10 protein-coding genes are annotated in these 15071 nt (G+C 41.1%); 1 reads left to right on the top strand and 9 read right to left on the bottom strand.

Features of this window, described 5'->3' with window-relative positions:
* Positions 1-70: 70 nt before the first annotated feature.
* The 9 genes from AC504W_RS25355 to AC504W_RS25315 form a co-directional block, all read right to left on the bottom strand.
* A complete protein-coding gene (locus AC504W_RS25355) occupies positions 71-1408 on the bottom strand; it encodes a TRAP transporter large permease (protein ID WP_494874992.1) in 1338 nt (445 codons plus the stop codon).
* Positions 1392-1946 (bottom strand): TRAP transporter small permease subunit, encoded by a 555-nt coding sequence (locus tag AC504W_RS25350; RefSeq protein ID WP_494874991.1) that lies wholly within the window; start codon positions 1944-1946, stop codon positions 1392-1394. Before AC504W_RS25350 ends, AC504W_RS25355 begins: the two co-directional genes overlap by 17 nt.
* Positions 1947-2110: 164 nt before the next feature.
* Complete coding sequence (locus tag AC504W_RS25345; RefSeq protein ID WP_494874990.1) at positions 2111-3583, bottom strand: pentapeptide repeat-containing protein; 1473 nt, start codon at positions 3581-3583, stop codon at positions 2111-2113.
* A gap of 283 nt (positions 3584-3866) precedes the next feature.
* Entirely contained in the window at positions 3867-4583 is a 717-nt protein-coding gene (locus tag AC504W_RS25340) for a pentapeptide repeat-containing protein (protein WP_494874989.1), read from the bottom strand.
* Positions 4584-5513: 930 nt separating this feature from the next.
* The gene (locus tag AC504W_RS25335) at positions 5514-6590 is read right to left on the bottom strand and encodes a hypothetical protein (protein ID WP_494874988.1); all 1077 of its coding nucleotides are present in this window, start codon (positions 6588-6590) and stop codon (positions 5514-5516) included.
* Between the two features lie 111 nt (positions 6591-6701).
* Positions 6702-7562, bottom strand: coding sequence for a nitrate ABC transporter ATP-binding protein (locus AC504W_RS25330; RefSeq protein WP_096585359.1), 861 nt, complete (start codon positions 7560-7562; stop codon positions 6702-6704).
* 422 nt (positions 7563-7984) lie between these two features.
* Entirely contained in the window at positions 7985-9988 is a 2004-nt protein-coding gene (locus tag AC504W_RS25325) for an ABC transporter ATP-binding/substrate-binding protein (RefSeq protein WP_494874987.1), read from the bottom strand.
* Positions 9989-10110: 122 nt separating this feature from the next.
* A complete protein-coding gene (gene ntrB, locus AC504W_RS25320) occupies positions 10111-10950 on the bottom strand; it encodes a nitrate ABC transporter permease (protein ID WP_096581038.1) in 840 nt (279 codons plus the stop codon).
* 72 nt (positions 10951-11022) lie between these two features.
* On the bottom strand, positions 11023-12402 hold the full coding sequence (locus AC504W_RS25315; RefSeq protein ID WP_494874986.1) for a CmpA/NrtA family ABC transporter substrate-binding protein: 1380 nt from the start codon (positions 12400-12402) through the stop codon (positions 11023-11025).
* A gap of 639 nt (positions 12403-13041) precedes the next feature.
* Here AC504W_RS25315 and AC504W_RS25310 point away from each other — a divergent pair.
* Entirely contained in the window at positions 13042-14499 is a 1458-nt protein-coding gene (locus AC504W_RS25310) for a protein adenylyltransferase SelO (protein WP_494874985.1), read from the top strand.
* The last annotated feature ends 572 nt before the right edge of the window (positions 14500-15071 follow it).

Raw genomic sequence — 15071 nt, 5'->3', positions numbered from 1 at the left:
CGGGGAGAGGTTGGGGTGTCTCATATCAGCAGCCTCCTCTGCGTGGGATAAATCAATACTTGCATGGATGTTAACTGCTCAAAGAAGGTAAGAAACTCACAATTTGCGGGAAGACAATAATTAACAATACAACTAACAATTGCAGCAGAATAAATGGTACTACACCGCGATAAATATCAGATGTAGTCACTTCTGGGGGTGCAACACCACGGAGATAAAATAAAGCAAAGCCAAAAGGTGGTGTTAAAAACGAAGTTTGCAGATTTGCTCCCAGCACTACACCATACCAAACTAAATCGATGCCTAATTGCTGGGCAACAGGCACAAATAAAGGTATGACAATAAAGGCAATCTCAAAAAAGTCAATAAAGAAACCGAGGATAAACACCACCATCATACTGACGGCTAAAAAGCCAACTTTGCCACCAGGAAGATTGGCGAGGACATCAAACATAAATTGATCGCCGTTTAATCCCCGAAATACTAAGCTGAAAGCTGTAGAACCAAATAAAATAAACACCACCATACTGGTGATTCGCAAAGTGGTATCACAGACTTGACGCAGAGATGATAAAGTGAGATTACCGTTAGCAGCAGCCAAAGCGATCGCACCTACACAACCAACGGCACCGGCTTCTGTCGGGGTAGCAATACCAAAAAAGATACTTCCTAACACCAGTAAAATCACTACCAAAGGCGGCAACATCACCTGTATTACCCTTTTCCCCAATGCTTTACCGCCAATTTCCCGCACTTCTGCTGGTAAAGCTGGCGCGGCATCTGGCTGCAAAAATGCCACAATTAGCACATGAAGCGCAAAGGCACTGGCCATCATCAAGCCGGGAATCACCGAACCAATAAATAAATTCCCTACAGACACACCAAGTTGGTCGCCTAAAACTACCAAAACCACACTCGGCGGAATAATTTGCCCTAAAGTACCTGATGCCGCAATGACACCAGTGGCTAATTGTTTGTTATAGCCGTAGCGCAACATAATTGGCAGGGAAATCAAACCCATCGCTACTACTGTGGCAGCAACTACACCCGTAGTAGCCGCCAGCAAAGCTCCCACCAACACCACCGCTAAGGCTAGTCCTCCACGCAACCGTCCCAACATAATCCCCATCGTTTCTAAAAGCCGTTCCGCTATGCCAGATTTCTCTAGCATTGACCCTAGAAAGATAAAGTAAGGGATAGCTAAAAGGGTGTAATTAGCCATAATGCCAAATATCCGCTGTGGCATGGCAGTGAGAAATATCGGGTCAAAGACACCCAAGCTAATTCCCAATAAGCCAAATACAATGGCCACACCACCGAGTGAAAATGCTACAGGATATCCCAAGGATAACAACACCAAAGCACCCGCAAACATTATTGGCCCTAGCCACTCATAAGCCAGTGTCATGTTGTTCCTCCTCTGCTTCTAGTCTGCCTTGGATAATTGCCCAGTTTTTAATTGCCTGAGAAATTCCCTGAAAAATCAGCAATACAAAGGCGACAATAATCATCGCTTTGATTGGGTAACGTGGTAAACCACCAGGATCAGGTGAACTTTCCTGAATCTGCCAAGAAGCAATGATTGTATCCCATGAAAAAACTATCACCATCACGCAGAAGGGAATCAGGAAAAATATTGTACCTACTAAATCTGCAATGGCTTTGCGCCGACGTTGCCAATTACTATAAAAAATATCTACACGGACGTGTTCGTTGTGCTTGAGAGTGTAAGCGGCTCCTAGCAAAAAAACTAAATCAAAAATATACCATTGAGCTTCGATATAAGCGTTGGAGGTGAGGTTGCTACCAGTAAATCGCCCCAAATATCGCCCGACAACATTCCATACCCCCAGTATGACCATGACTAATATGAGCCAACTGGTAAATCGACCGATAACTTCAGTACAGGTATCAATAATTTTTGAGATTTTTAAGAGTTTTTCCAATGGTGGTATTACCTCTGTCGTGAAAATGGGGTGTAGGGGCTAAGGGAAAGAGTTTTTTATGTTTGGCTTTAAGATTTTCTCATAAATCGCTGATTTGAAAGTGCTGAGTAATATATTTTCCCCTGCCCCCTGCCCCCTGCCTCCTGCCCCCTGCCTCCTGCCTTCTAACTCGATTGTCGCCAGTGGGTGGGGGCTTCGACATCATCAGGTAGACGGGTTGTGCGATCGCCTACTGCCATGCCAATCTGTTGTGAGTCTAAATTTTTCACCCCTGTGAGAATTGCGCCTTCTAATTTGACATCACACAGGTTTGTCCCAAATAAATTTGCGCCGATGAGGTTGGCTTGAGACAAGTTAGCTTCATATAAAACTGCTCTATTCAAGTTGGCTCCCATCAGGTTTGCTTGATATAAATCAGCTTCTGTCAAACTCGCTTCGGTGAGGTTGGCAAAGAAAACTTCTGTTTGCTGGAGTTTGGCAGCGTTTAAATTTGCCCCAGACAAGTTAGCACCATTCAAGTTCGCTCCTTGTAGGTTAGCGCCAATCAGTCCAGCTAAATGCAAATTTGCTTTACCCAACTTTGCCCCTTGTAAGTTAGCCAAAAATAACTTTGCACCAGAAAGGTCAGCAACTTTTAATGTTGCTTGTTGTAAATTAGCTTTATACAAATTTGCCCCTTGTAAGTTGGCTGTACGCAGACTTGCGCTTTGAAGATTTGCTGCACGCAAGTTTGCCCCTTGCAAATTAGCCCGATTCAAGTTTGCCCCTTGTAAGTTGGCTTCTCGCAAGTTGGCTTTTTGTAAATTAGTTTCATAAAGAATTGACCGCACCAGTTTTGCATTGTGGAGGTTGACTCCAGAGAGGTTAGAACCGCGCAAATCTGAGCCGGAAAGGTCTGCACCGCGTAAATCTGCCCTTTCTAAATTGGCTCCTAGTAAGTCTGCTCGCCGAATATCGATGCTGCGTAAATCTAATTTTTGACTTTCTAATTCTAATAACGAATTACGTCTCCCAATAATTGTCAGTGCGGCTTGCACATCCCGACGGATTTTAGGTGCTTCTTCACTGTTGTGGCGTTCTCCGTGCTTTGTTGTCAGCACTCTGCTTTTTGGTTTGCCCCAATATATCGGCTGTGCATCTTCTTCTTTGAAGAGTTCGGCTTCTGTGGGAATACCTGTATTTTCCCGCACAAAAGCCGCAAGGATTTCCATGATTGTCCAATGTTCTTTGGGAAAGTCCTGGGCGATGCGTTCTAAAACATAAATTGCCCCGATGCGCGTTTCGATTCTTTCATGACCTAGCTGCGTAATAGCAGCCATAAATCTGTCTGCAATCAATCTATCTTGGGAAATTTGAGCATTTTGCATACTCAGTTCGACATTCTTTTCCGAGGCGATCGCATTTTTCTGCATTGCCTCTGTCCGTTTACCTGCATAATAAGCATTAATCATTACTGCTAATCCTAAAAACATGATGGCAGTAGTGGTTAATGCTTGGGTTCTATATTGTATTTGCTGCGGAATTGATAACTCTTTTTTATTGGAGGCAGCAAAAACAATTATATTCAGTGCGATCGCTAATATAACTGTCGTACCTATCAACCAACGCAACATTTTGTCTGTCTTATTTGCAGACATAGGAATAATATTCCTCACAATACAGAATTATTACTTAGAGGTTGGGACGAGTATAACATTTCGCTAAAATTTTGAATATGCAGTTACGGATTTTTATTGATAGTACTTTCATGACTTTAAGTTGTCTTTGTAATGATATTTTGACAACTTAGTATTTAATAATTAATATTTTCTTAATATTTACTATTTTTTCACCCTGATCAGTAGCGGCACAAAGGCTTGAGTGTCAGTAAATTAATAGTAATGTCGACAAAACATTCCTATATTCAGCATTTATCATCTCTTATCCGGAAAATTTCGCCTCTCGGAAATTAGCTCCATCCAGGATGGCATCTTGCAGATTAGTTTGAAACAAATTGGCGAGATAAAAATTAGCCTTGACCAAATTTGCTTTTGCTAGGTTTGCTTGAGATAAATTAGCTGCACTGATAATTGCTCCGGAAAGGTTAGTACCAACAAGATTAGCCTCAGATAAATTAGCTGCGCTTAAAATTGCACCGCTGAGGTTGGCACCAGCGAGGTTAGCTCCCGATAAATTAACTTGATAGAGGTTAGCACCAGCAAGGTTTGCGCCACTGAGATTTGCTCCTCTTAAGTCTGTATAGCTTAAATCAATTTGTGCCGATTCTAAAGATTTTTGAGTGTCTCTTCTAATAATCACATTCAAAGCTGCTTGAATATCTGGGTGAATCTCCTCGTGAGCCTTATGAGGAGAGCTTTCCCGCACAAAGGCGGCGAGAATTTCTATTATTTCCCCGTGATGTTGGCAATTATAAGTTGCTAATCTTTCTAATTCTAGAATTCCCTGTAATCTTATATCTACTGTTTGATCATGTAGCTTTTCGACTGCCACTCTTAAACATTTTTTGATGCTGCCTTGAGAGATATAATGCTGATTATCTTGACCGTAAACTATCCCCAGGATGATATTTAAAAATAAATTCTTATTAATTGAATAGTTTTTTTCCCGATGTCCAAAATTGTTGATGTATGTAAACATTTTAAAGATTTCAAGAAGATAATGTTGTGTTTTATTGTCCAAAAACTATAAATATTTCGTCATTCGTAAATATAATGATTATTTCAAGCTAATAGTGAAAAAATATCACTATGTCTAAAGAAAGAAATTCAAGTAAATACTTTAAAAATTACTAGTATTTATCAGTGAAAATACTTTGTATAGTGTTTGCTATTTTAGTAAAAGACAAATTTATCTGCGTTTACTGCATTTATCTGGATAGTCTAGAACAAGCAGTTTATACCTATTAATCGGCTGTTGATAATTTTTCCATAGTTCACAAGATGAGAACATCCGCATCTAAGTATTTATTCAAAAATTAGTAATTTAAGGGGATGGCCGCAGGTGGAGGGATCTGAATCTAGGCTGACTAAACCTTTATCCAAAAAGTATTGAATTTAGTGCGATCGCACAATTGAAGGATACAATCGCTCAGGGGTAATTTTGTACCGCACCGAAGTTGGAAACGCTATAAGTATCTAAATATATAGAATAGTTAGCTTATGTTAAAACGCAGTTTTATTGTAGCAATATTGATGTCTATTTTGGCATTTGTCAGTATCAGTAACATACCAACTGCTGCATTTTTTCTTAAATGTCTTAACTGTCCGCTGACTTATCTTAAATAGCTTAAATAATTAGTTCTTAAATGTCTTAACTGTCCTTACATACAGATTGAATTATTAATTTCTATTGAATTTAAAGATGATATGACTTATACGCAAACTAGAACTCAAACATTTATTTTATCTATATCTTATTTCTTCTCTCCACTCTCTATCTGTAATACAGTGTTTCCACTTGTTATACCATTTCACGAAAAAAATGAGACAAATTTATGGGTTTTTCATTCTTTCCCCCTGCCCCCTGTTCCCTGCGGTCTATTTGTATCAAACTTAAAGTGAAACGGTATTAATCATGGACTACTACAACAGATTTCCGGGTTCTATAGGGAATTTCTTCAATGGGTAAGTTATCGTTATCGAGGTCATCGTAAATTAGCCGCAAATGTTTTTCGCCCAGATGATGAAGTATCTTACCGTTGTATTTACTTGCATCTGCGCCTAAACCTTGGATGCGAATTAAGCCATTAAATACTGTTGCTCTGGCTAGATAAATTACTGGGTCATCACGGAAGGGGACATTGACGGTAGTGGTAGCGGTGAGATGCGCCATACCTCTTTCGTCCATTTCTTTACCTAACGCGATCGCTGTTTTTTCTAATCCACGAATGGCCACGATCGCTGCGGCAACGGCCATTGTAATATCTGTACCATCATCAGCGACAATTTGGCGGGTAGAGAGAAACTCATAATTCTCTTCTCCTAAATCACGGCGTAGGCGTTGATGGACAATGTTTCGGGGATTGAAGTGTGTCAGTGCGCCGACAATTGCTCCACAAGCTGCACGAGGTTCGCGCCACAAAGATTCTTGGGTTTTGCCGTAGATGAGTTGTTCTTCTAAATCTAACCGGCCGACATGGGTTTTTAAATCTATAGCCGCGAGGATAAAAGACTGGGGATTACCTGCATAAATTTGGGTGCGCCAAGTTTCATCTAATTGATGGGCAATGGTTACATGGGCTAAGGTTGCACCATCATCTGTACCACCACCTGTGGGGAAAAACGTCTCTGTTTTTAATTCGCCAATTTCTGAGAGAGTAGCAAACCGGGAAGCAATGATATCACGATAGGTTCTGGTTGACTCTCCTTGGTGAATGCGATCGCCACAGTTAGTATAGGCCAATGTGGTGATCACACTGGGCAAGCTCAAATCTGCTGCACAAGCTTTTAAATCAGAAATACTCGCCCCGGCAAATTGTAATTCATCCCGGAGTATTTGCAGCCCATTCACCAGGGTATAGCGATCGCTGACAATCTCATTTAAATAGATATTTTTGGCACTATCTTCCTGCCCAAAGGTAGCAGATAGTTCCCAAAACTTATTAATTCTGGCACTCGCTAAAGATGAATCAAATGCGGAAGACATAGTATTTGACGGTAGAAACTGGGTAAAAAATAAAGCAAAAGAAGAAAGGTAAAATCACTATACCTTTTATCTTTTGCTATCAGGCTAACCTTTGTCGTGGAAAAAATTTTCTTAACCTACATCATCATGGGCAAAACGGTTGAAGAGGAAGTCTAAGGCATAGTTACGCAGCTTGTAATATTGTGGATCTTCCATGATGCGGGCGCGATCGCGGGGACGAGAAAAGGGAATTTCCATGACTTCGCCAATTTTGGCATGGGGGCCATTGGTCATCATCACTAATTTATCTGCTAAAAACAGCGCTTCATCAATGTCGTGGGTAATCATTAACACTGTGCAGCGATTATCGTTCCAAATTTTTAGCAATTCTTCTTGTAATTCTTCTTTGGTAATCGCATCTAACGCCCCGAAAGGTTCATCTAAAATTAGCACTTTCGGGCGAATTGCCAAAGCCCGCGCAATAGAAACTCGCTGTCTCATACCGCCAGACATTTGCATGGGCTTTTTGTCCATCGCGTCAGCCAGCCCCACCATTGCCAAGTTTTCCCGCACAATAGCCCTTTTCTCGGCTTCCATTTTGTTGGGATAAACTGCATTCACTGCTAAGTAAATATTTTCAAATGCAGTCCGCCAAGGTAACAGTGCATAGTTTTGAAACACAACCATCCGGTCTGGGCCTGGTTTGGTGATGGGTTGACCTTCGAGTAACACTTGCCCAGTTGTCGGAAAGTTAAAACCAGATACCATATTTAGCAGCGTAGATTTGCCGCAGCCAGAGTGACCAATGACGCAAATAAATTCACCCTGGTTAACGTTGAGGTTCACACCATCAAGCACAGTGAAGGGGCCTTTCTTGGTGGGATAAACTTTGCTAACGTCTCTGATTTCGAGAAAATGTCTGCTATTGTCGGTCAGAGTTGGTAATGGTCTTCTGGAGGTGTCGGTGACGGTGGACAAATTGCGGTTTTGCATGGCGGTGGGTGAAGTGTGAAGTGTGTTGGCTGGAACTGGACTTTTCATAGCATCAGGAAAACCTCTCTCCAAACTTCTCTCCTGCGAAGAGAGAGGCTTTGATTTCTCCCCCTTCCCTCAAAGGGAAGGGGGTTGGGGGGTTAGGTTTGTTCGTGAACTTGATGTTGAATTTTTGAGATGCGCGAATGAGCCTTTTATCTTCATTAATGAAGTTTTGAGCTTGGTAAATGAACTTTGAAGCTTTATTCATGAAGTTCAGATACTCTTTAATAGAGTGTTTAATATTCATTAATGAAGTTCGGAAGCTCATTAATGGAGTTCAGAAGCTTATTAATGAGGTTTAGATATTCATTAATGAAGTTCCAATACTCATTAAAGGAGTTTTAAGACTCATTAATGAGTCTCAAATACTCAACCGTCAGTTATGCAACTCTTCTCGTGGGTGAATCAAGAATGACTTCCGCAATAGAAAAGTCGCGTTTAATATCCAAGCTGTTGAGATAGGCGATCGGATCATCAGCATTAAAGGGAGTACCATCAAATAATTGAATGGGTTGGCGAGTGTAGCTGATATCTAAACCTAATTCCCTGGCGGCGGTACTAAAAACGCGCACCCGACAAACTCGTTCGACAACTTCTACCCAATTTCTGGGGAAGGGAGCATCACCCCAACGTGCCAACTGAGTCATAATCCAAATTTGTTCTGTGCGGCTGGGGCGGTTAATTGCAGACTCAGAGTAAAACTGGTGATGGGCGTAGTCGCGTAGGGGGTGGTCTATGTCACAAACCAAGCTATCCGGGTCTTCCAGTTGGATGTACTCTAAATCAGTGCTGACGTAATCTCTCCCCGCCACAATTTTTCTAACTTCTTCGACGTTTTGGGGATCTGCACAGTATTGGCAAGCTTCTAACAAAGCTTTGGTTAAGGCAATGTGAGTGTTAGGATACTTTTCTGCCCAATCTTCCCGCACACCGAGAACTTTACCGGGGTGTCCTAACCAAACTTCTAAGTCTGTGGCGATGGTAAAGCCGACATTTTCCACGGCGGCGCGATAATTCCAAGGTTCACCGACGCAATAACCGTCAATACTTTTGTTTTGCAAGTCAGCGACCATCTGGGCGGGTGGAATAATGTGCATATCCACATCCGTATCTGGGTCAATACCACCAGCCGCCAACCAATAACGTAGCAACATATTGTGCATGGAGGCGGGATGGACTACGCCCATTGTGTGGCGTTGTTCGCGGGTGCGGAGTAAGTAATTTTTGAAGTCAGATAAGGTGCGGACACCTTCATCATAAAAGCGTTTGGCTAAGGTGATGGCGTTACCGTTGCGGGTCATGGTGAGGGCGGTAACTACAGGTAAAGGTTGGTTTTTATAACCGCCCAAAGTTAGCCACATAGGCATCCCGGAAGGCATTTGGGCTGCATCTAAATAACCGCCAGTGATGCCGTCAACAATACCCCGCCAGCTGGTTTCCCGGACTAAGTTAACTTCATCTAAGCCATGCTTGGCAAAGAAACCTTTTTCTTTAGCTACAGCTAGAGGGGCGCAAGCAGTGAGGGGTAAAAAGCCAATTTCTAAGTTAACTTTTTCTAAACCATGACGGGCAACATCCGCTGTTTTCCGCGCCCGCAATTTCTTAATGCGTTTTTGCTGGTTGAGGAAGTAAATCATTTCACTCCGCAAGCTGTAGTAGCTGGGATGTTCCACAACTTCCATACGTTTGCGGGGTCTGGGGATATCAACTTCTAAGATGTCGCCAATTTTCGATTCGGGGCCGTTGGTCAACATGACAATTCTGTCAGACAACAGCACTGCTTCATCTACGTCATGAGTCACCATTACGGCTGTGACTTCATTTTCTTCGCAGATTTGCATTAACTGTTCTTGTAAGTTACCCCGTGTTAGAGCATCCAACGCACCAAAGGGTTCATCTAACAGTAATAGTTTAGGACGGATTGCCAAAGCCCGTGCGATCGCCACCCGTTGTTTTTGTCCACCAGATAACATTCCTGGTTGCTTGTCGGCGTGGGGACGCAAACCAACCATATCTATATGTTTTTCAACAATCGCCTTGCGTTCATCTGCGGGTAAACCATTCATCACTGAGTCTACCGCCAAGGCAATATTTTCTCTCACAGTCCGCCAAGGCAATAACGAATAATTTTGAAATACCACCATCCGGTCTGGCCCTGGTTTGGTGATTTTCTGCCCTTGTAGCGTCACAATACCTTCAGTGGGCAAATCCAAACCCGCAATCATATTTAATAATGTGGATTTACCGCAACCAGAGTGACCGATTAAAGAAATGAATTCGCCTTTTTTAATTTCCAGGTCAATACCTTTTAAAGCAATATATTGACCGCCGCCAGTTAAATTAAATACCTTATCAATTTGATCAACAGCAACGAATACTGACATGGCTTTAAAGTATGAAGTGTGAAGTATGAAATGTGAAATAGAGAGTGATGATTAGGGAGAGGGAGAGATAGAGGAATAAATTATTCTTTCCTCCTGCCTCCTGCCCTCTGCCTCCTGCCTTCTTACTTTTGTTCTGCTGGTAAAATCAGGTTTTGTAACCAAGCCATGAATTTATCGAGAAGTAAACCAACGACACCGATATAAACTAGCGCCAAAATTACTTCACTGACGTTGTTATTTTGGTAAGCATCCCAGATAAAGAAGCCGATACCGACAATCCCAGACATAACGATTTCTGCCGCGATAATCGCTAACCAAGCCAAACCGATCGCAATTCTTAAGCCAGTGAAAATGTAAGGTAAAGCAGAGGGAATCAAAATGTTGAGGAAGTATTCTTTGCGGCTGAGTTGCAGAACTTTGGCAACGTTGTTGTAATCTTGGGGAATTTGGGTAACACCGACCGCAGTGTTAATTAAAATTGGCCAAATTGCGGTGATGAAAATTACGAATAATGCGGCTGGTTCGTTTTGACGCAGTGCTGCTAAAGAAATGGGAACCCAAGCCAGAGGAGGGACAGTTCTGAGTAGTTGAAATAGTGGGTCTAAAGCCTTAGACATGGTTTGATTCACACCAATCAAAACACCTACGCCAATACCCACAATTGCCGCTAAAGTGTAACTAATGGCGACCCGTTGCAAACTAGCTAAAATCTGCCAAAACAGTCCTTTGTCGATACCGCCTTTGTCATAAAAAGGATACAAAATTAAAATCCAGGTATCCTGGATGACTTGAATTGGCCCTGGTAATGTTGCGCCAGGAATCCAAGCAAATAATTGCCAAACTACGAGAAATATTAAAAGTGCGATCGCAGGCGGTACAAGATTCGGAATTTGTTTCTGTATCTGTGAAATAAAACTGTTATCTAACCTTGGACTAGCTGCTCTTTTTTGGGCTAAAGTCATAAATTCCGTTTCCCTTGAATGAATAATAAACTGCTGATTAATATCTATTGACCATTGACTAATGACCAATGACTAAACACTCATTTTCTTAATCTTCAGACTCTTGAGATATGCTTCTGGTTTTTCGGGATCAAATTTAACTCCATCAAAAAATTCTTCTACACCGCGAGATGTACTTGTGGGAATATCCGCCGTAGCAATTCCCGCTTCTTTTGCAGCTTCTTTCCAAATATCTTCGCGGTTAACTTTATTAATGAGTTCTTTCGCTTTAGCTGCATTATTGGTGATGTAATCTTTTGGCAAGAAACCCCAGCGAACACTCTCAGTTATGAACCACAAATCATGACTCTTATAGGGATAAGACACGCTACCTTTTCCATCTTTCCAGTAATAAGCAGCCATTGATTTATCGTCTATTTTGCGACCATCACCCATGTCATATTTACCTTGGAAGGGATCTGCCAGAATTTCTGCTGAAGGTAAGTTGAAATAATTTCTAGCAGCGAGAATTTGGGCGGCTTCTTTGCGGTTGTCAAAGTTATCCAACCATTGCTGCGCTTCCATAATGCCTTTTAACAATGCTTTGGTGGCTTTGGGATTTTTATCAACCCAGTCAGCCCGCATCGCCAAGTATTCTTCAGGGTGATTCTTCCAAATCTCTGCGGTTAATGCAGCTACAAAGCCGATTTTATCTGTGACAATTCTGTAAGGCCAAGGATCTCCGGTGCTGAACGCATCCATTGTCCCGGTTTTCATGTTGGCGACAGTTTGCGCCGAAGGTACAGTCAGTAGTTTGACATCTGCATCTGGGTCTAAACCACCAGCTGCTAACCAGTAGCGAATCCAAAAATCTTGGTTAACGTGGGGGAAAGTGAATGCAGCAGTAAAAGGTGTGGAGGATTTGAGTTCTTTGAATAAAGCCTTAGCATTAGCAACTTCCAGGCTAATTTTACCGTTATGTTTATTGGCGATCGCAATTCCGTTACCATGTGTCACTAACTGCGCCAACACATACATCGGGATTTTTTGATTCCCTTTAGTAATTAAACCTTCTGTAATTAAATGTGGCATTGGCATTTGCCATTGTCCGCCATCAATACCACCACCAGCCGAACCAATTTCTACGTTATCTCGCGCTGAACCCCAAGAAGCTTGTTTTGCCAAATCTACCTTGGTCATACCATATTTAGCAAAAAAGCCTTTTTCTTGAGCAATAATTAACGGTGCAGCTTCAACAATCGGAATATATCCCAATTTGACTGTATTAGTTTCTGGCGCTTGTTCTGGACTGATATTGGCAACAGTTTGAGCAGTTGGCGCAGCTGAGGAATTACCACCAGTCAGATTTTCTGGAGGGTTGCCTAAACAGCCTTTGAGAAACACCGCACTTGCCGATGCTCCAGCTGTTAAGATAAATTTACGGCGAGAAAATTGGTTAAACAAATCTGACACAATATATCTCCTCAAAGGTGAATTTAAATTTTTTTAGGCATGAAAATTAACGCAAGTCGAATATAATTTCGCTTGTGCAATCACAAAATAATTTCGAGCTATATTCAAACAAGTCAAGCCGAGCCGATTACATAGAGCAAAAGGCTAAAATGACGTACTGGAGAGACAATTAATTAAAGCTGATAGATTTGTTTGGGGATCACTTAATTCGTTGAAACTTAGTTTACAGGTTTTAACGTCAAATTGGTTAAGTCCTAACCCATAATTATTAAAAAAATATTAGATTGATCATATAAGTAAAAATTTATTGTGGGCGGCAAAAAGAACGAAGATTCGTAATATATCGGCAGTTATTGATGATAACAATCAATCTTTCATAATGATTAAGCCTGAAAAATGCCCTTTATCCTAAAATCTATCAATAATTACCTATGCAAACTATTACTGAAATCATATATTTTGCTTCTACAATAAAATGTACTTAAAATAATAGGTAATTATTGATGCTAATTATTGCTCTTAGCCTATATATAACTTTTTAATACACACTTTGAGTCAGTGTGATCAACTTTGTAATTGACGCGCTCTGCTGATGTCAGAGGTACGATGAAGGGAATAATCCTTTGAGCTTTGCGCGTAATGACTCTGGCTGAAACTCCCAACCACGACAACTCTCTTAATCCTTTGCTCACCCTCAACTACGAACCAGCCTTAGAATCTTTGGGTGATGATTACTACGACGAAGTAGCCGCAGAGGAATTTCCCCAACATATTTTGCGCTGGCGTAATGACGCACTGTTATCTGATTTAGGACTCAATGCTCAAGCCGTTACAGATGAGCATTTCATCAACGCTTTTGGCAAATTTCAAGGACGCAAGCCTTTATTAGCACTGCGCTATCACGGTTATCAATTTGGTAACTATAACCCTTACTTAGGTGATGGTAGAGGTTTTCTCTACGGTCAAGTCCGCGCTACTAATGGCGAATTATACGATTTCGGGACTAAAGGTTCTGGTAGAACACCTTACTCCCGTGGTGGCGATGGGATGCTGACACTCAAAGGTGGGGTGCGGGAAGTTTTGGCCGCTGAAGCACTACACCAAATGGGAGTCCGCACCTCTCGCTGTTTCAGCATGATTGAAACTGGTTTATCTCTGTGGCGCGGTGATGAACCTTCTCCTACTCGTTCATCAGTCATGGTGAGAATGAGCAGTTCTCATATTCGTTTTGGCAATTTTGAGCGTTTTCATTATTTACAGCGTCCAGATCTAACTAAAAAGCTGTTAGACCATGTAATTGCATATTATTACCGTCATTTAGTCAGCCAAAAAGATAAATATGCCTTATTCTATGCAGAGTTAGTCCAGCGAGTTGCCGAACTAGTTGCACAGTGGATGGCGGCCGGTTTTTGTCATGGTGTTTTGAACACTGACAATATGTCAATTACTGGGGAAAGCTTTGATTATGGCCCCTACGCGTTTATCCCCACCTATGACCCATATTTTACAGCCGCATATTTTGACTATTACAAACGCTATTGTTATGGTCATCAACCCAATATTTGCCAATGGAATTTAGAAATGCTGCAAGAACCATTAAAGGCAATTATTGAGCCAACTGACATGGAAGCGGGACTCGCCAGCTTTAATGAATATTATGGGACAGAATATCGCCGCTTAATGTTGAGAAAGTTAGGTTTTGAGCAGTTGAACCATCCAGAAGCCGATGAGCTTTTAGAGCTAACCATAACATTTTTAAAAGATAGCCAAGTTGGTTATCATCTTTTTTTCTCAGAAATGGCTCGAACTTTTTCTTCTAAATGGCGTGATGACCCAGCTTGTGTACTACACAATTCAGAGATTGTACCAGCCGCGGATACTTCGGCAACTTTTGATAATTGGTGCATAATTTACCATAAAATCTTAAATCATTTTGATTTAGATGCGATAGAAGTTATTGCCCAAACCTTAGCTCAACATAATCCTAAAACCGTACTGCTTAGACCTGTAATTGAATCAATTTGGCAACCAATTGCTGAGGTAAATGATTGGCAATATTTTACAGATTTAATTCATCAAATTCAGTCTAAACAGTAAATCTAAGAATTCAGAAGTCATATCAAGTCTGACTAAATACTTGTCATTACGAGCGTTAACCTTCGCGTCTCGCCCAGAAGCGAAGTAATTGCCAAGTCTAGGCGATTGCGTCGTTCCACTTCGTTAAACTCGCAATGACATATTATGAGTAATTTGTCAGACATGATATCAAAATTAAAAAACTAGAATCAATTAGTGGTGTGTCGAAATTGTCCTGAATTCTTTTGATAAAACAGCGATATTTATAAAAATATTGCTGTTTATTTTTTAGTTGAGAGTTCAACATTTAGAGTTTATAAGTCTTGGCTTCTGCGTTTTATCTCAAAACTTTAAGTAAATTATGTATATTGTTATTAAAGTTACAGTATTTTGCTGATCAATGAGGTAAAAGCTAAGAATTCACAACAGTAATTATACTTCTGCTACCTACCTCACTAGCCATAAATTTAGGTATTATAAAAACAAACACTTTGATAAATGTTCTTGGGAATCAATGCTGGGCATCAAGACCCTTTTATTTGGAGATTTTGATTCTTTATTTGAGAATTTACTGCTCGTAGCTTTTGCTTAAA

The organism is Nostoc sp. C96 (assembly GCF_059384975.1).
The sequence above is the reverse complement of the archived record's forward strand: the minus strand, read 5'-3'. Positions and strand labels throughout refer to the sequence as shown.